At 42.5% G+C, this 17,689-nt stretch carries 13 protein-coding genes; 3 read left to right on the plus strand and 10 right to left on the minus strand.

Translation table 11 applies throughout. From position 1 onward, the window contains the following. Nucleotides 1-110: 110 nt before the first annotated feature. From H589_RS0117355 to rlmD, 3 genes are all read right to left on the minus strand, one after another. Nucleotides 111-1,355, minus strand: a complete 1,245-nt coding sequence (locus tag H589_RS0117355) for an HD domain-containing protein (RefSeq protein ID WP_027723206.1) — start codon at nucleotides 1,353-1,355, stop codon at nucleotides 111-113. A 64-nt stretch (nucleotides 1,356-1,419) separates the two neighbouring features. Beyond that, nucleotides 1,420-5,361, minus strand: coding sequence for a class I adenylate cyclase (locus tag H589_RS0117360; RefSeq protein WP_245577196.1), 3,942 nt, complete (start codon nucleotides 5,359-5,361; stop codon nucleotides 1,420-1,422). Nucleotides 5,362-5,441: 80 nt separating this feature from the next. Continuing rightward, complete coding sequence (gene rlmD, locus H589_RS0117365) at nucleotides 5,442-6,839, minus strand: 23S rRNA (uracil(1939)-C(5))-methyltransferase RlmD (protein WP_027723208.1); 1,398 nt, start codon at nucleotides 6,837-6,839, stop codon at nucleotides 5,442-5,444. A 38-nt stretch (nucleotides 6,840-6,877) separates the two neighbouring features. Between rlmD and H589_RS0117370 the strand changes: the two genes are divergently transcribed. Further along, on the plus strand, nucleotides 6,878-7,186 hold the full coding sequence (locus H589_RS0117370) for a hypothetical protein (RefSeq protein WP_027723209.1): 309 nt from the start codon (nucleotides 6,878-6,880) through the stop codon (nucleotides 7,184-7,186). Between the two features lie 79 nt (nucleotides 7,187-7,265). Beyond that, nucleotides 7,266-7,988 carry a septal ring lytic transglycosylase RlpA family protein gene (locus H589_RS0117375; RefSeq protein ID WP_027723210.1) on the plus strand — a complete coding sequence of 241 codons (723 nt, stop codon included), beginning with the start codon at nucleotides 7,266-7,268 and terminating at the stop codon, nucleotides 7,986-7,988. Between the two features lie 146 nt (nucleotides 7,989-8,134). Here H589_RS0117375 and H589_RS0117380 read toward each other — a convergent pair whose 3' ends face one another. The 6 genes from H589_RS0117380 to H589_RS0117405 all read right to left on the minus strand — a co-directional run bounded on the left by H589_RS0117380 (nucleotide 8,135) and on the right by H589_RS0117405 (nucleotide 13,525). After that, on the minus strand, nucleotides 8,135-8,611 hold the full coding sequence (locus tag H589_RS0117380; protein ID WP_027723211.1) for an FxsA family protein: 477 nt from the start codon (nucleotides 8,609-8,611) through the stop codon (nucleotides 8,135-8,137). Nucleotides 8,612-8,642: 31 nt separating this feature from the next. Next, nucleotides 8,643-9,365 (minus strand): sulfite exporter TauE/SafE family protein, encoded by a 723-nt coding sequence (locus tag H589_RS0117385; RefSeq protein WP_027723212.1) that lies wholly within the window; start codon nucleotides 9,363-9,365, stop codon nucleotides 8,643-8,645. Between the two features lie 58 nt (nucleotides 9,366-9,423). Then, nucleotides 9,424-9,591 carry a hypothetical protein gene (locus H589_RS20830; RefSeq protein ID WP_156891772.1) on the minus strand — a complete coding sequence of 56 codons (168 nt, stop codon included), beginning with the start codon at nucleotides 9,589-9,591 and terminating at the stop codon, nucleotides 9,424-9,426. A gap of 111 nt (nucleotides 9,592-9,702) precedes the next feature. Then, nucleotides 9,703-11,226, minus strand: a complete 1,524-nt coding sequence (locus H589_RS0117395) for a 30S ribosomal protein S1 (RefSeq protein WP_027723213.1) — start codon at nucleotides 11,224-11,226, stop codon at nucleotides 9,703-9,705. Between the two features lie 107 nt (nucleotides 11,227-11,333). After that, nucleotides 11,334-12,098 (minus strand): acyl-CoA dehydratase activase, encoded by a 765-nt coding sequence (locus H589_RS0117400; protein ID WP_027723214.1) that lies wholly within the window; start codon nucleotides 12,096-12,098, stop codon nucleotides 11,334-11,336. A 149-nt stretch (nucleotides 12,099-12,247) separates the two neighbouring features. After that, nucleotides 12,248-13,525 (minus strand): double-cubane-cluster-containing anaerobic reductase, encoded by a 1,278-nt coding sequence (locus tag H589_RS0117405; RefSeq protein ID WP_027723215.1) that lies wholly within the window; start codon nucleotides 13,523-13,525, stop codon nucleotides 12,248-12,250. A 203-nt stretch (nucleotides 13,526-13,728) separates the two neighbouring features. Between H589_RS0117405 and H589_RS0117410 the strand changes: the two genes are divergently transcribed. Further along, entirely contained in the window at nucleotides 13,729-15,303 is a 1,575-nt protein-coding gene (locus H589_RS0117410) for a SidJ-related pseudokinase (protein WP_027723216.1), read from the plus strand. Between the two features lie 3 nt (nucleotides 15,304-15,306). Here H589_RS0117410 and pbpC read toward each other — a convergent pair whose 3' ends face one another. After that, nucleotides 15,307-17,613 (minus strand): penicillin-binding protein 1C, encoded by a 2,307-nt coding sequence (gene pbpC / locus H589_RS0117415; RefSeq protein WP_027723217.1) that lies wholly within the window; start codon nucleotides 17,611-17,613, stop codon nucleotides 15,307-15,309. Between the last annotated feature and the right edge of the window lie 76 nt (nucleotides 17,614-17,689).

A 17,689-nucleotide genomic window follows, 5' to 3' on the forward strand; every position in this document is an offset into this window, starting at 1 on the left:
ATCTCCTTATTAAGGCAAAGTTATTATGTAAGAAAATTTATTCTTAATTAAAAAGAAAAACAATTATTCACAATGGTAGAACATATTATATCCCTTTAAGTAAAGGGCAGCTACTCGAAATCTGCCAGTAATGGACCTACGTGAATTCCAGCCACAACAGGATTTTCCATATAGCTTTGGCTTATACGCCAGTATGCTTGATGCAGATGGGACGATGTAATTCCGTTCTGCATTGCATTATAGGCTTCAAGGAAGGCTGCCAGATGATCACATAGCTTTAGAAGCTCACCATCTTTGGGGTCATATGAATCATCATTGTAACGTGCATCAAGTTCTTCCGTAGTAATTTTTTTGGCACATCCGCCCACAATTGCCTGAGCATGAAATTCTGAACCTGTTTCAAGTCCTAATAGATATCCAAGGCGCGTGGCAAGATTAGTATATCCGTTTTCAATAAGCGGGGCCATCACTCTGGATTCCATTTCCTGTTCTTCATATTCTTTGATGAGTTCACCGATAGTTGGGTCTGATTTTTTTACAGGTGAAATTATATCACGAGTCAGCAGTTCCGGTATATCGTGGAACAGGCCTGAAAAAAAGTTGTTTTGCCTGCGTGCAGGACAAGAGCCTTTTTCCAGACTGAAAAACCAGGCAAATGTCGCTACTATATATACATGACCCAGCACTGATGTTTCAGGAATACGCGGCGTTTGGGACCATCTGGTTTGAAAACGCAATCTTCCGCATAAATCTGCAAATCGCCCAAGTGGAGTGGATTCAGAGTTAAGTAACTGGCTGACTCCTGCAATATCAGAATAACTTTCAAGACGGTTTATAAAATTTTGCTCAATTCCGGTAAGTTCTGCATCCGGCTCGTTTAAATGCTTGAGCAGTTTGAATTCTGAATAGCTGGCATACATGTGTGCAGCATCCAGAATTCTACGCGATAAAGAATCTTCTTCCGGATTTAAGTGGTAATTACTAAGTCTGACCCAAAATTCAGCACCCAGAGGCATAAGTCGTGGACGAAGCTGCTTTAGAACCCACTCTGTTAATTTGCGGTAATGTTCAGGATTTTCTTTGATGCGGTAGAATACTGGAGGTTTGATGTCAGTAATGACCATGCGGAAAAGATATTCGAAAATACCACCCTCAACAATATCATTTCCCAGCTTTATCTTTTCGCGCTGATCGATGTTTTCAGTATTTAATGTAAAAAGTATCCATGCGGCGATCATTTTATGGGCTTGTTTATCTACTTCCACAAGTTCCATGGGACGGAGTTTGTCATTCCATCTTTTCATGAACGACCCTGAAAAAATTAATTGTAGCAGACTTTTTCGAATAATCGGCATATGAACCTCAGTATTTTTATCTAGTAGAAATGCTTTTTAAGCTGTTCATTGCTGCCAGAATGCTTTAACTGACAGGGATTTTAATAAATTTACACTCGGAACCTTGCGGAACAAATTGTCCCATTTTTACAGGGCCTGAATATATTTCAGGAAATTGTTCTTTCAAGTAAACATCAGGAGTTTCAATCAGAGAATTAGTTATTTTCATCGGCATGCAGAACACTTCACCCCAATTGGTGTTGTATACGAGGTGAACTTCTTTAACTTCTTTTACTTCCCGTCCAATACATAAATTTACTATGAAGTATGCTTTTTGTAATTGTTCAGAGTTTAAACTTTCTTCTACCTGAGTGTTGAATACTTTTTTAAGAGGAAAAAACAAAGACAGATTTTCAAACAGTTTTTTTAGGTCCCTGTCTCGTACAGGAGCTGAACTGAGATCTGTCTTGGTTTTCATTTGTGAGTTGTATAGACCGTTTAATGCCAGCCAAACAAGCATGGGAATCAGATCTTTACCAGATTCAATCTGGCTTTGTAAAACTCGTGAACCGGATTCATCTGGATGTTCGCCAGTGATTACCCAGCCTTGCTTGCTGTCTCTGGTTATCAGCAGTGAATCGAAAAAATGTGTTCTGGGGCCTGGCAGGCTGACTCTTTCAACTTTGAATTTACGTTTGGCAAAGCTGGCAAAGATTACTCTTCCCAGCCGGGTCAAATCTTCAGGGGTAATGGCTATGCCAGAAATTTTATCTTGCTGACCGCGTACCTTCATATATGTCTTGATCATGAACAGGTTGATTTTCTTTCCAAGTGAAACTACGGATCTGAAGTCTGTTAATCCTTTGAATTCTTTAAACCTTCCGGGACTGTTCTCGTCGGAAAGACCTGCAGTGAACTCCATTATTTCCAGTTCTTCCGGGCTGTTTGGCTTTCTATCTATGTTACCGTCATCAAGAATTCCGCATTTAAGCCGTAGGGCCATAGCTGTCAGCCATGTGTATTCCGGCTTATTATGATTTGTGTAAAAATCAGCAAGCTGGCTGTATAGAAGCATATAGGGATCTACGTTTTCGAGTCTGCGCTGCCCTGCAATTATGTTTTCTTTAATCCCTTCACAAAGCAAGGTATAACTGCTTCCGGAAGTATACATTTCAAGTAGGCCGAATTTCATAATTGATTTAAATGGACTTTTCACTCCCTTAACAATTTGCCAAAGAGATGCACCAAAGAATTCTTCCACTGGAATTTTAGGTATGTTGCCAAGATCAATGGCAAATTCAGGTCCTTTCAAGGTGGCTAATTTTCGGGCTGTTTTTTCATATGCGTCGCTATCCACCTCCGGTGGAGTGAACCACCAAAGGGGCGGTTTTCCTGCAAGGAGTAGTGCCGTACGATAAAACTCTTCTTTTAAAATAGCTCCTTGAGCTGAACCTGAACTCTCTTCATCACTCAGCCCGAATCTGCTGTGGCGAATTTCTTCAATATCCATGACAAAGAAGTGTATTTCCAGGTCAAAATCTTTATCAGCCCATTCCTCAATCGCTTTCAGTTTTATTTTTAGCTTTTCTCTGTTTTCAGTAGGGCATTTGGAAAAATCGCAACAGACCCAGCAGTCCAGATCTGAAGACGCCGTCTGTGCAATAGTTCCGGTGCTTCCAATGGACATAAGAGCTTCAATTGGTACAGCATTCTCTTTTGGGGATTCTACCTGGAGGTCCGGAAAGAGTTGTTCGAAAGATTTTAAAGTGCTTAGAGTCAGGCTGTACCCACTGATATGGGATGGAACAGTTAAATGTTCGATGTTTGCAGCTTGATCAAAAATATTTGTGTGTAGCAGTGCCGGAAGCAGTTCCAAAAAAATCTTGCACTTACTATTCATTCTGGATGCAGCCCAACGCAGCCTGCGTGTATTATTTTCTGAAAACTTTGCGTAGCAGCGGTCAATGTCTTTTAATATAAACCATCTTTTTACAGCCTTATAAATAACACCCCGCTCATACTGACCCATGTTTCCAAATCCGGAATGGCGTTTTTTAAGCTGTTCTCTCATTGTCAGGCGTTCAACCAATGTTCGCTGCATTGCGGACAGAATATCTGTTGAATTTGTTCTAGTGCATAAGGCTTTGCAATCAAAGTTGGTGCATCCGTTAAACGTCGTACATTTAACCTCCGTTTGACTGAAGAGTGTTCCATTTAAATCTGAATCTGTGAATATAACCCCTTTCAGCTGACCTTTATAAAAGAATGTTTCTCTGAAATCAGATAGATGAAAGATGCTGGATAAAATATGCGTTTGGTATAGATAGCTCCATACTGCCGTTACGGCTGTAAATTCACACAGTTCAAGCGAGCATATGGAAATTATTGCTGAATCTATATGTGTATATTTGAAAGTGCATCGTTTCATAGTACAATTATAAAACTTAGTTTTATTCATTGAGCAGCCTAAGAAAGAACTATTTTCAAACATGCACTTCATATAAGAAGCTTCGCCAAAGGTGCAGGATTCAAAGGTACAATTCTTAAAAGTACAGGATGTCATAAAAGAAGATCTGAAATCACAAGCCGTAAATTTACAGTTTTGAAATGTTATACCCTTTGCATGACTTTTCCAGCGATTGAGTTTGTGGATGCGCTGATTTGAAATTTGACCATCGATGTACTTATCGGGCATTGAATCTGACTGTGCTGTTTCTTTGCCGAAAATTCTTTTAAACCCTTTTTGTATATTTTTTTTCTCTATGTTTAAAACAATAGGGGCTCCTGACTTAATGTAGTCTATTCCCTCTACTGTACGAGTTTCAATTTCTTCCGGCCTTTCGGGTTTGTCTAAAACATCCTGTTGTAAAATTTTTGTCAGTTCCGGTTTTAGTCTTGTCTTTTTGGGACTGCTAGAACTTTTTACAACCTGCGAAAGAAGTGCTCCAAAGCATTGCGGGTCTTCTTCGGCCAGAGTTGAATATAGAGCTGAAATTACAGGTGCGTGGAAACCATTAGAAATCATACTCATAAAGTTTGATAAATTATCGCTGCTCAGGATAGGAAGTCTGTTTATCAGTTCTGCCCGGATTTTAGGTGATTCATTGAATATTTTAGCAAAAATAGCTCCTCGCCTGCTGTTGCCGAATTTGGCAATAATATCCATGGCTGCTTTAGCAAGCGGTAGAGAGGGGGAAAAAGACAGCGGGACAATATCTTTCATCATGTCATCGTCTATTTCATCTGCAAGCCGTTCTATGGCGCGTAACACCTGTTCCATAACAATAGGGTCCATGGTGCGCAGATGAAATATAACGTCTTTTATAAGCTCTTTCTTAGGGTATGGAGGCATACTTTCAGTACAGATACTGATTTCTTCAATAGTATTCGGCTCTGTTAGTCCTTTATGACAGTCTTTGCCGTACCTTCCGGACATAAAATTTTCCAGAGTGGAAAATGTCAATTGTCCCTTGCGGGTCCCGTTCTTCCTGAAAAAAGAAGCGGCATCAGCGACATCAAACATTGCGGCTTTTGCAATAATTGATTTTGCAAATTCAAGTCGCTCAGGAACTTCGGCAGGGTTTGTAGCAACTATGCGGTCGGCAACTGATATGGCTATGCCATGAGGTTTTTTTTCAAGCCATTCTTTAACCTGAGAAAGATGAAACAATTTATTGCAGAGTATTTTGGCAGCAAGAGTTCTCCCAATGTGTCCCATGATTGCAAGGGCATCTAAGCATATGGTCGTGGCAGAATCGTTTTCTTCTTGTGAATATGATTCTTTGACGCCTGTTTCTGCATCTGATTCCAGTGACTTAAGGGCCAGTCCATAGAGTAGGACTGTGTATTTGGAGAAATCTGGGTCTGAGGGATTGATTTCATCACGAGTGAGTTTGCCCTCAATTTTTGAGCGCAAATCTTTCAACTGTCTTTCTTCAGGCGGGTATAGATTCAGCCTGCGAAGTTCTCGAAGCAATGTATCGTGTATTACTTGTTCAGGCATAATGTAATATTTGGGCAGATGCATTTGCATCTGCCCAGTGCAATGAATTTATTTTAAATTGTTAAAACACACCCCTCTTTTATCGGTACTTAATTGTGTCAGCTTTAGTCTGCTTTAGTCAACAAGGCGATACATTCAACATGAGATGTATGGGGAAACATATCCACTGCTGAAAAACGTTTAACAGTATATCCATCACCGAGTTTTTCCGCGTCGCGTGCAAGTGTTGATGGATTGCAGGATATGTACAGAATTTTTTCAGGAGATAGTTCTAGGATCTTTTCCATTGTCGGCGCAGGAACTCCGCTGCGTGGCGGGTCTACAATGATCATATCCGGCTTTGGAAGATCGCGTGGAAAGCCTTTCTCAGACGAAAGATTTCCAGCAAAGTAGCGGGCATTTTCAATACCGTTCAATTCGGCATTTTCTTTGGCTGCTAATACTGTTTCTTTAGAAATTTCGATGCCGATAATTTCTTTAATCTTGTCGGCCATAAACATACCGATACCGCCTGACCCGCAAAAAAGGTCATAAACAATATCGCTTTTTTTAGGCTGTGCAATTTCAACGCTGCGTTGGTATAGAACTTGTGCTCCTGCGGAATTAGTCTGAAAAAATGAGTTCGGCGTAATTTTATATTTAACTGCCTTTCCATCTTCACGTTCAAGACTTTCAGTAATAAATGGCTTTCCGGTAAGAGAAATCTGTCTTTCCCCTGTAGCAAGATCAGCGCGACCTATGCGGGTAGAGTGGGCAAAAGTTTTAAGCTGAGGCACGTTATCAAATAAAAGTTTTTCAAGTCCGGGGATTGCGTGATGTGTTTTTGACGGAGCTGTGATCAGGTGGACCATTATTTCTCCGCTGATATGTGCGACGCGAATTACAAGCTTACGCCAGTAACCGCTTTTACCGTGACGATATGCGCCAATCTTGCTTTTAACACAATAGTCTTTAACCAGTGCCGGGATTGATGAACAGGATTCTGGCAGCAAAGGACAGTTTGAAATATTCAGTACATCAGTTTCACTGCCGCGCAGTTTAAAACCTACTTTCAGGTCATCTGCATAACCTGAAAATGAAAATTCCATTTTGTTGCGGTAACCGATGTTTTCAGGTGACGGCAGGGCTTCTTCTCCCATTCCTTCAGTTTCAGCCGAGATCTTGCCGATTCTTGCAAGGGTTTCGCTTACCTGACGTCCTTTCCAGTATGTCTGGGCATCATATTGCATGTCCTGATGCATGCATCCGCCGCAGGTTTCGAAATATTCACAAAAAGGTGTTTGCTGAGACTCTGAATTTTCAATAATTTCTGTTCTTGTTGCTTCAGCAAATCTTTTTTTAAGTTTTGTTATTTCACATCGCACTTTTTGACCCGGGACAGCCCGGTCTACAAAAACAGTCATACCTTCGTGGCGGGCAATACCCTGTCCTCCGAAAGCCAGTGACTCGATTGTGCATTCAATTGTACTTCCCTTACTGATGGGGGCGGTATCATTACTCATATTTGACAGTTCTCCTTTTGGCGCTATATCTTCAAAGCATGATTGATAAAGCAACTGCTCTGGAATCGGTGTTACGGAAGTTAAAAAAGCTTCCTGTTGGGCACTGCATAGACCTGCGGACATACAAACGCAACCGTTCTTTGCTCATATTACACATAAATGATGGTGAATTCATCACTTATGAAGAGGGATATGAAACAAATACCCATGAGGCAAGGTTGAATGGGATGCGTAAGCTCTTGAAAATGCTTTTTAAAAGAGAATTTCCCCGTAGTAATAAAATCCGTATGTATGAGCTTGGTGAGTATGATCAATCTATGCGTGTTCGTGAGATGAAGAAATTGTAGAACAGTTTACTTGCAAGTATCAGAAAATCTGCATAAAGGTATCAAACTGAAACCGTACAATACATGGCAGGAGAGATAAATGATCAGATTTTTTTATATTATGCAGTTTTTGTTGCTGCTTAGTGTTGCAACAAGCCCTGCCTTTGCACAGGATAATACACTGAACGCTACCGAAACAGTTGTTAGTGCTGATACTCCTGTTATTCCTGCTGATTACAAGGAAGAGGGAATTGCTTCATGGTACGGTGAAAAATTTCAAGGCAAAGTTACTGCGTCCGGTGAGCCATATGATATGGATAAACTTACCGCTGCTCATAATTATCTGCCGCTTGGTGTGAAGGTTACGGTTACAAATATGGGCAATAACAAGAGTGTTGCCGTTACAATTAATGACCGTGGTCCTTTTGTCCCGGACCGGATTATCGATCTCTCGCGTTCAGCTGCTCAGCAACTGGATTTTATTGAGAGCGGAAAAGCCAACGTGCGAATTGAGCCTTATCGACCTGTAATGCCTAAGACTCCAGAATCTCAGGTAGTTACAGGTAAAGTAAATTTATATGGGGCATTCTACATTCAGGTCGGAGCGTATAAAGTTAAAGCTAATGCTGAGCGGTTGATTGAAAGGCTTAATAAGGCTGATTTTCATAACACTAGAATTGTACGTGTTGTAACTGACAGTGCCCAGATTTTTAAAGTACAGCTTGGTATGTACAAAACTCTTTCTAATGCACGCAAGGCTAATGCTAAAATTGGACCAGGTTTCCCCGGAACTTTTATCTTAGCAGATGTAATTCAGGATTAGGACATTCCTCTCTAGCCAAAATAGTTAAGCTTAATAACATCAAAAAAAGGTGGATAGATGCAAAAAATAGTATCTATCCACCTTTTTTAATTTTTATATGAAGATTTAACCAAGCTCAACGGGATAGTGGGGTTTTGAGCTGTCCTTTATTTATCGTCAGGTTTGATATCGATTACATTGTCGATACGTTGTTTAGGCTGATCCTGATTCGTCCATGCCGTGAATTCAGAATTATGGTGCACTATATGTACGTTCGGTTGTTTCATCATTTGTTCTATCTGAACTCTGAGCCAGCGCTTAAAGTAGCCACGTGTCAGTGGAAAGAGCAGCAGCAGTCCTAGAGCATCTGTGATGAATCCGGGGGTGAGCAGGACCAGTCCTGCCAGAAAAATGATCACGGCATCGAGAATATCTTCAGCGGGCATTACTCCCTTATCCATGTTCTCGCGTACTTTCTGCATGGTTGCCATGCCTTGGGACTTTGCAAGTGATGCTCCTACAAAGGCAGTAAACAGACATAGTAGAATAGCGTTCAGAGTACCAATTTTACTCCCGATCTGTACCAGCAGGTACAGGTCGAAAAGAGGGACAACGACAAGGGTGATAAAAATTTTTGCAAACATTAATTCTCAACTCCGTGCTTATTTTTCAAAGTTAGACGTTCTGGAATATAAGCATTAATCCCATGAAGACAAGCAGAATCATGACGATTCTTTTGTAATGCCCTTCTGAAATGGTGGAAGACAGTTTGCAACCTATATAAGTTCCGAAAACAATAGGTAGAGTTGAGGCCAGTGAAAGTTTGAAAACAAACATAGTGGTTAAGCCGCAGATCAGATGTCCTGCAGCAGCCATCAGTCCCGCAACTAGAAAAAAGCTGACTAATGTAGCCCTGAAGCAGTCCTTGCCCCAATCTTTGAGGGATGAGTAAATTATGGTTGGAGGTCCTCCGGCACTGACAGTTGCAGAAAGAAGGCCGGTTAGGAACCCTGAAAAGTATCCCCATCTATTGCTTATTTTCAGGGTGACGGGTTTGGTTAAAAGCGAATATGAAGCGAATGTCGCAATGAGTAAACCCAGGAAAAGTCGTATGTAGTTACCATTAACCTCTTTGATTATCATAAGCCCCAAAATTGTGCCCGGTATACTTCCGATGATGAGGGGCAGAATCTTGCTGCGGTCAAGATTGTTACGCAGGTTGTGGGTCATATTTATATTTATAAACACAGCGCAAAGAGTACATGTGGGAACGGCTACTTTGATATCTATAACAAAGGCCAGCAGAGGCATTGCAATGAGTGCGCAACCGAACCCGGTAAGCCCTTGCATTATCCCGGCAATAGTAAAGATGGCTGGTACGATCAGAAATGGGGACATGATTAATTCCTGAAGGAATGAACTGAATGCAGCAGTTGAAAAATAGTACTAAAGAAAATTAGTTCTTGCGAATGGTCAGAATGATTATGCCGTCTTGAAGAGGTTGACTCGCAATAATCTCAGCTTTTCTGACTCTGGCGATGCCTTTTATTTGCGTAAGTTGATTCGAGAGTATTTCAACTTGAACACACTGCCCGGAATCAAGAGAACGAAGGTGTGAACTCACCTTCATAAATCCTGATCAGCAGTCATTCCAGCAGATAATAGTCTCAGTTTTATTCATAGTCCAATAAAATTAAGGCCGGAATTCTTTTTAAGAATTCCGGCCTTAAAAGTACTATTTTTTATTTTTCATGGCTTCTTGAAGCTTAGCACCGAGCAGACCGCCAAATCCACCGGAATCACCGGAGGTTACTCTAGGGCTTGATTTACCTTGAGACGATTTGCGTGGGGCTGTTTTCTTTGAAGGTGCAGACTTGGCATATTCTTTCCAGTCACTGTCGCCTTCCTGTTTAGTTGCTTCACCTGCAGTGAGAGTGACCTTGCGGTCAGAGGTATTGAGTTCCTCGATGGAAACTTTAACCTTATCACCAGGTTTTAGGGATTCAAGTTCAGCCTGTTTTCCTGAACGTGAAATGCGGGACATGGGCAGCAGTCCGGTTATACCGGGTGCGAGGTTGATGAAAATGCCGAATTCAGCTTTATTTTCAACAGTTCCTTCCACTTCCTGACCCACTTTGAAGGTGTCAGCAACATCCAGCCAAGGATCTCCAGCAGCGTCTTTCATGGATAGACCGATACGGCGTTTAACCGGATCAATATCTTTAATCATGATAGCTACTTCCTGACCGGGGGTAACTTCATCTTCAGGTTTATGCACGCGTTTGGTGTAGCTCATTTCAGAAATGTGAACCAGACCTTCGATGCCGGGGGCGATTTCAACAAATACGCCGAAATCTGCACAACGGATCACTGTTCCGGTCAGCTTGTCACCAGCGGCAAATTTAGTGCCGACTTCGTCCCATGGATCAGCCTGAAGCTGTTTGAGGGAAAGGCTGATTTTCAAACCTTTACCATCATTGCGTGGTTCCATGGAAAGGATACGAACTGTAACCTCATCACCGGGCTGCACAACATCTTCGGGTTTGGACGAACGTGACCAGCTAAGCTCGGAAACGTGAACCATACCTTCAACGCCGGGAGCAAGTTCAACAAACGCACCGAAAGGCATGAGTTTGGTAACCTTACCATCCATAACAGCATCTGGCTGTACATCCTTAACAAACTGCTCGCGGACTTTTTCCTGCTCCTGTTCGAGAAGAACTCTGCGGGAAACAACAATGTTGCGACCGTTTTCTTCGAACTTGATGATCTGAAAATTGTGGGTGCTGCCAACGAAGCTTTCAGCATCTTCAACAAAAGTTGTGTCAATCTGGCTGACGGGACAGAACACCTTGCGATGCATCATCGTAATTCTGAAACCGCCTTTGCAAGTTTCACTAACCTTGCCTTCAACAGGTACATTGTTCTCATATGCTTCACGCAGCATATTGAGTCCACCTGCGCCGGACATGGCTTTGGAAAGGACGATTTCATTGTTGTTCATGGAGATTACGTAGAGTTCTACATTATCTCCGTCGTTAACGGTCAGTTCACCTTCCTCATTGGTCAGTTCATCGCGGGATACAACTCCGTCAACTTTTGAACCTGTGTCAATAAACACAGAGTCTTTGGTGATGGAAATTACAGTTCCCTTGATCTGGTCACCGACCTGAAGATTGTCGTTGGATTCAGACTGGAAGGCTTCAAACAGTTCGGCAAAGTTCTCTTCGCCATTTGTTTCCAAGTTTTTCTCGGACATGCTCTTATTTCTCCTGAAGGGCAAATTGGTCCCGGCAGTTTCGAATTATTATGATGCCAAGGACATTGGGAACCTAACGGGAAAAGAAGCAATTTTCAAACGATTTATTAAAGAATTTTTTGCTGAGAGCGTCCAAATAGTGCTGCACCGAGTGCTCCAGCAAAATCCGGCTCATCAGGAATGAGGGGATTTATAAATAAAGAGTCTTGTAACATCTTGATAACACAACTGTTATTTGCCACTCCTCCGGCAAAGACCAATGGTTCAACAAGTCCGACTCTGTTCAGCATATTGGTTGTTCGCCGAACAATAGATCCGTGCAGTCCAAGAGCTATATCGTGCGGATTTTTACCTTGGGCCATAAGTGAAGTCGCCTCTGTCTCAGCAAAAACAGTACACATGCTGTTGATTTGTAGAGGTTCACTGCCTTCAAGAGCATATGAACCAAAGTCTTCAATCGGTATTTGGAAAACCGTGGAAAGGTGTTCCAGAAATTTTCCTGTACCGGCTGCGCAGCGGTCATTCATCTCGAACTTAGCAACTTTACCGTTTTTAAATAGAGATATAGCCTTGGTGTCCTGTCCGCCGATATCAAGAATGGTACGGGCTTCGGGGAACAGATGTGATATCCCAAGAGCATAAGCTTTAATTTCGGTAAGGGAGGTGCAGGGTGTACCAGTAAGCTCTTCGGTCATGAGTTTACGGCCGTATCCTGTTGCAGAAATAAGATCGACTTTCACGCCGTCCATAATTTTTTTAATCTGTGAAGCCGGGTCAAAGGTCGTCGGAAGTTTGCGTTTCAAGATAATTTTATCACCGTCAAGCACGACCAGTTCCATTGACCGCGAGCCAATGTCAATTCCTGCAATCATATGCCTTCCTTGTCCAAGAGGGGGGGAGAGCATGTCTCCCCCGTTTGTTGATTTTATTTTTTAGCACTCAATAAAACGCAGGATAGAGCCTGTTTGAGTTCTTAATCTTTCTTATGGAAAAGATGCTAAGATCAGATTGACGTAGCTCTTTATGAGATCATCTCAACAAATGCTTCAACTCTGGTTTTCAGCTGTTCAACATCTTCCATGCTGTAATCTGTCTCAATAGCCAGCATTGGAACTTCTGATTCAGCCAGAGTCTTTTCCACTTTGAAAGTCTCGTGGGTGTATGGCTGACAAAACATAAGTGAATAGTGAATTACTCCATCTACTTTTGTTTCTTCGGCAAGCTTTTTGATGTTGTCCAGTCGTTCGTTGTTAGGAGTGAAGCATGCACAGTCTATTTTCATATAACGTTCACAGATGGCATCAATCATTTCTTCAACAGTTTCGCCTGATTCATCTACTAAATCACGAGTGTTACGAGTTCCGATACAGGATTCTTCTGACACAACTACAGCACCTGAGCTTTCAATAATATAAGGCAGTTTCCAGTTCGGTACTGCCATAGGACAGCCTGCCAGCATAAGACGAGGTGTATTTTCGGGTACGATACCTTCGTTTTTGGCAATGCGTTCTTCTATCTGGTCGCAGAGGGTATTTATTGACTGTGTGAAGCGGACTGGATCGTCATAAAAGCTGACCTGATTAATGAGCAGAACATCACGGCCTGAAATTGGTGTTGGTGTTGCCGCACGCAGGGTGTTGAGACGCTGGAGAGCACGTCTTTTGTCATTAACTGTTTTAATACCTTGCTTGAGTGATTCGGCAGTAATCTTTTTACCGGTAATTTTTTCCAACTCATCTTTAAAACGGAGTACTTCTGATTTCCAGAGTTCTCTGTCAGAAGCTTCTTTGCGCTGGGGGATTTCCATAATATGCATTGGTGCCATCTCACCGAATGCTTCATATGCTTTCTTTTTGCCGTCACAAGTGGTTTCGCCAATGATCAGGTCACATGATTCTGTGTAGGGGCAAATCTTTGCCATTTTAAAACCGATAAAAGATTTAATGAGAGCACATGTGTTACGGGGAACAATTGTTTCTGCTGCTTCAGTACCGGCATCAGCCCCTGCGCAAAGGCCTACTTGAATAGCATCTACAGCAAGAGAGAGTTCTTCCGGAACAAAAACACAGAACGTTCCGATTATTTTGCGGCCTTGGGCTTTGGCATCCATAAGCTCCTTGATTCTAAGTCCGTGTACTTCGGAAAGAACGAAATCTAAATATTCCATGCCCTGCAAGCGACCCTGCTGGCTCATGTATATATCACCATAGAATTTACCAAGTACTTCCAGAAGCCCGTCATGAGCCTCAATATCAAGATTAAGATTTTCCCACATTTCTTTATAAGATGGCTGTGTCATGGCAAAAAACTCCCGTATTGATTACGATAAAGGTTGGTGTTGAGTCTTTTTGAAATAAATGAGTTAAATGTTTAGGACAAATAGATTAAATCTATTAAAACAGCTCGATATAATCTTGTTATCTAATAACATGACTGTTCGTGCTGGCTTAAATTTTGACTTTCAGTTACCCCTTCGATCATACATTGATTAAGAGGGACAAATTGGAAAAAACGCAAGCAACTGCCTATGCATTAGGGTTGACGCCTGAAAGAGAATTCAGTGCAGCATATATGGATTTGAGAAATTTGAGAGGGCTGCTGCAAAAAGAGCCTGACTGTGCCGATAATACTGTTATCAGTGCTGTATGGGATATTCTTATAGAGCAAAGGTACAGTGAACAGCGTATGTCCCAGCTTTTATACCGTGAATGTGCCAAGGTTCTTGCTGCAGTAGGGTCTGGAAGTTCAGATCAGTCCATATCTCGTATGGCTTTACAGATGCAGATTCAGGCTGCTTCGACCTGCAAAGAATACGCATCTATCGAAGCTTCCGGAGGTCTTGGACTCCTGCCTTTTGATGTCTGCCTGCCGGAACATCCAGCTCCATTTAGTGGTTTTGCACCGTCTATCAAATGGGAGAATCTGCTTAAATTGGCAGAGGTACAGGGGACTCCAGTTTTCTCCGGGCGCAGTGCGGTGATGAAATCTTCCGGTGATAATCAGATTTTTGCGGTTAAAATTTTACGTAAAGGTGAAGATCCAAACAGTCTCCACATGGAGGGACGCTGGATGGATATGTTGCAGCATGATGCCCTTAAGTGTGAAGTTCGCTTTGACTGCCCGCGTCCATACACCATATCCGGTCATGTTGTGTTCAGGATAGTTGGCCTTCCAGAGGAAGCTCCTGATAATCTGCATGAAGAATGTTATGCTATGGGATACCATGCCCATAGCGATTACTTTGTTTATCCTAATGATGACCGGGTAGATAAACGCAGTTCAGCTTTTGATCTGTTGGAAATAATGGGCCGTAATTCCTATATTCTCGGCAGACTTGCGGGGCAGGGGGTTGTACACGATGCCCCTATTCCTCTATTTCATAACAGGGTGCAGGCTACACGGCGTACTGATGAAGGTATCTATGAATGGCGGAGATTCGGACGGCTGGACCGCTGGCTTGATTCCTGCCGCTATCCAAATTTCGGTTTATCAGGTTTGCGTGACTTTGAACATTTTCAATTAATTAAACCGGGGCGTGATTCATTTTACTGGGCTATAGGTTCTCATTTTATGTCTGTACTCCTTGTGCTGGGAAGCTGGTTCAGAGCGCAGGAACCGGAACTTTGCGGTCTTGACGAAAAAGGCAATCCCGTTGATGCCCGCCATTTGTTTGATCCTGAATTTTTTGAGCAGGCGATTATGGAGTGCTTCAGCCATTATTATAGTGGATTTACAGGTAAAATATTTCAAGGTGAAATAAATCTCCATCTTACTGAGTTGGTTGAGTCAATGATCAATGAGATGGGCGTTGATAATCATATGTTCGAATTTATGCGTGTGGTGGATCAGGAAATACTAGAAGATGAAGAGTTTCGTAAATACCTTGTTAAATGCGGTATGGCCCCTGAAAAAGCGCATAGTATAGAGAAAAATAAAGAAGACATTCCACTGACTACAGGTCCGCATCTGGGCAATTTTAACGGAGCTATTTCACTTCCTGAAATAATAGAATGGTCAGCCATGGCTGCCGGATGCTGTATTGCTGCTAAATCTTTGGGAGACAGGTGGAGTCTTTAGGAATCATCTTACCTCGAACTTTACAGAGTCAGTTCTTCCTATTTCATCGGAAACAGAAATTCTGTGCCTCCCTATTCCTACTTCAGCGAACAGTTTCTTATCAGACGGCCCTTCCCCAATTAAACGTCCGTCCAGAAACCAGTGTAGTCTTCCACTGTCAGATCCTGCTTCAGCTTTAAGGGATATTTTCTGGAATTTAAGTGGGGTATCCTTGCGTAGCAAGTAGGGAGTATTGGTCGCCGGAGAGATGATTTGGGGGGCTATACCAGCCGGAATAAGATCACAATCAGGAGCAAGTGGCGGCATTTGCGGAACTTCCAGATTGTTTTCAGAACGCCAGTGTGCAAGTTTTGCAGGAATTGTGCGGATGATTTTTTTTCTTATATTCTGGCGGTCAAGACATTCACCGGACAGGCGGTAGCCGGACCTTGCATCAACAAAAATCTGTCGGCACAGTTTGCACGGATGCAGCACTGTTTTTCCTGCTAAAATCTGCATGGTTGCGAGTTCTGTACAAAATGGTCCTGGTAACTGGTGGCTGTGAGCGCAGACCTTAACTTCCGTTATACCTGAGCCTTCTGGGCTGGGCGGTAACTTGCCGCCGGGTGCAGCTGTGCGAAGCAGATCAAATAGAATCGGCCCTGCATGCATTGCTCCTGATATTCCTTTACGCGGTCTGCCGTCAGGATTTCCTACCCATACTCCTATGGCGTAATCTCCGGAAATTCCTAGAGCCCATGCATCCCTGTGTCCAAAAGATGTTCCTGTTTTCCATGCTGTTTCGGGCATATCTCTGGTCAGCATCCATGTTTCATTCATATCCGGCCTGGTTACTGATGAAAGAATGTTTATTGTCATCCATGCTGCTTCGGGAGATATAAGTTGTGTTTCAATTTTTTTGTTTGCCGGGGTGAACGATAATTGCCTATATCTGCCATGATCAGCAAGGGATGCATAAAGATTTGTAAGCTCGGTTAGTTTTATTTCGCAGCCTCCGAGAGCAAGCGGCAGACCATATTGCATGGGTGATTTATCAAGAGTACTGATCCCTCCTTCTTTTAGAAGGTCGATAAATTCAGCAACTCCTGTAAGCGCCAGCGTATTGACCGCAGGAACATTTAGAGATTTTGCAAGAGCCTGCTTTACCGTAATCTGTCCCTTCCATGTTCGGTCATAATTTTCCGGTGAATAGCCTGAATAATCTACGGGAATATCATAGAGAAAAGTTTGAGGAGTTAGTTTTCCCTGATCAAAAGCAAGTGCGTAAAGGAATGGTTTAAGTGTTGATCCCGGTGAGCGTTTTGTTTCGGTCAGGTCAATGGCTCCCCCGTAACTATGCTCAAAAAAGTCTGCCGAACCGACCAAGGCTATGATTTCTCTGGTAGGAATATGAATGATAACGCAGGCTGCATTATCAATATCCTGCATGCGCAAACGGGCTACATGAGTTTTGACGATGTCTTGCGCAGCTTCCTGTAAGGGGAAGTCGAGAGTTGTATAAATTTCAGCAGAACTGCCGCATCGCTCAAATACCATACGACCAAAGTGAGGGGCCTTGAGCGGGATGTGTCTTACTTGTTTTGGTAGTGGCAGTTTCAGATTACGTTCTACTTCTTCAGTAGGAAAAACTCCTTTTTTTTTCAATTGAAGCATAACTTGGTTACGGCCTTCCATTGCCTGCTGTGGATGTCTCAAGGGATCATAGTAAACCGGACCACGTGGGATAGTTGTCAGTAAAGCTGATTCTCCTAGAGATAGGATAGAAGGGGCATGACCGAAATAGAAGTGTGCAGCAGCTCCAACCCCTTCAATATTTCCGCCGTAGGGAAGCATATTCAAATATATTTCCAGCAGTTCATCATTGGTGTGATGAAGCTTAAGTTGCACAGCCCTGAATGATTCAATTAATTTGGAATAAAAAGTACGGGGTTTGGGTTCTGCCATGCGCGCTATCTGCATCGGGATGGTCGAGGCTCCTGACACAATCCGTCCGGCAATTATATTTGTAACAGCTGCTCTGATTGCTGAGAAAAAGTTTATCCCCGGATGGTATTCAAACCAGCTGTCTTCGGAGGCAATTAAAGATTTTTTTAATATGGGTGAGATGTCCTTTAATTCAGTATGCATGCGCCTGGCTCCATCCGGTGGCAGAAAAATGCGCAGCACGCCTCCTTTACGGTCTTTCACCACTGTAGCAGTTTCAGGATGGAGTTTATGTTCGGGAAAAGGTGAGCACAAATCTAAAACATAGAATGCCGCAACAAAACAGAAGATAATTCCCGATAAAATAAGAATAATTTTTTTTAGCATTGCAAAACTGACTTTACTGTCAGCGTATTATAAGTGCAGAGGAATGTGAACCCAGAGGGAAATTTATTTCCCTCTG

This window comes from Maridesulfovibrio zosterae DSM 11974 (assembly GCF_000425265.1).
Lineage (GTDB): Bacteria > Desulfobacterota > Desulfovibrionia > Desulfovibrionales > Desulfovibrionaceae > Maridesulfovibrio > Maridesulfovibrio zosterae.

Coding starts and splice junctions, on each gene's coding strand:
- H589_RS0117355 (WP_027723206.1), bottom strand. CDS start 1,355: ATGCCGATTATTCGAAAAAGTCTGCTACAATTAATTTTTTCAGGGTCG.
- H589_RS0117360 (WP_245577196.1), bottom strand. CDS start 5,361: ATGCATCTGCCCAAATATTACATTATGCCTGAACAAGTAATACACGAT.
- rlmD (WP_027723208.1), bottom strand. CDS start 6,839: ATGAGTAATGATACCGCCCCCATCAGTAAGGGAAGTACAATTGAATGC.
- H589_RS0117370 (WP_027723209.1), top strand. CDS start 6,878: ATGATTGATAAAGCAACTGCTCTGGAATCGGTGTTACGGAAGTTAAAA.
- H589_RS0117375 (WP_027723210.1), top strand. CDS start 7,266: ATGATCAGATTTTTTTATATTATGCAGTTTTTGTTGCTGCTTAGTGTT.
- H589_RS0117380 (WP_027723211.1), bottom strand. CDS start 8,611: ATGTTTGCAAAAATTTTTATCACCCTTGTCGTTGTCCCTCTTTTCGAC.
- H589_RS0117385 (WP_027723212.1), bottom strand. CDS start 9,365: ATGTCCCCATTTCTGATCGTACCAGCCATCTTTACTATTGCCGGGATA.
- H589_RS0117395 (WP_027723213.1), bottom strand. CDS start 11,226: ATGTCCGAGAAAAACTTGGAAACAAATGGCGAAGAGAACTTTGCCGAA.
- H589_RS0117400 (WP_027723214.1), bottom strand. CDS start 12,098: ATGATTGCAGGAATTGACATTGGCTCGCGGTCAATGGAACTGGTCGTG.
- H589_RS0117405 (WP_027723215.1), bottom strand. CDS start 13,525: ATGACACAGCCATCTTATAAAGAAATGTGGGAAAATCTTAATCTTGAT.
- pbpC (WP_027723217.1), bottom strand. CDS start 17,613: ATGCTAAAAAAAATTATTCTTATTTTATCGGGAATTATCTTCTGTTTT.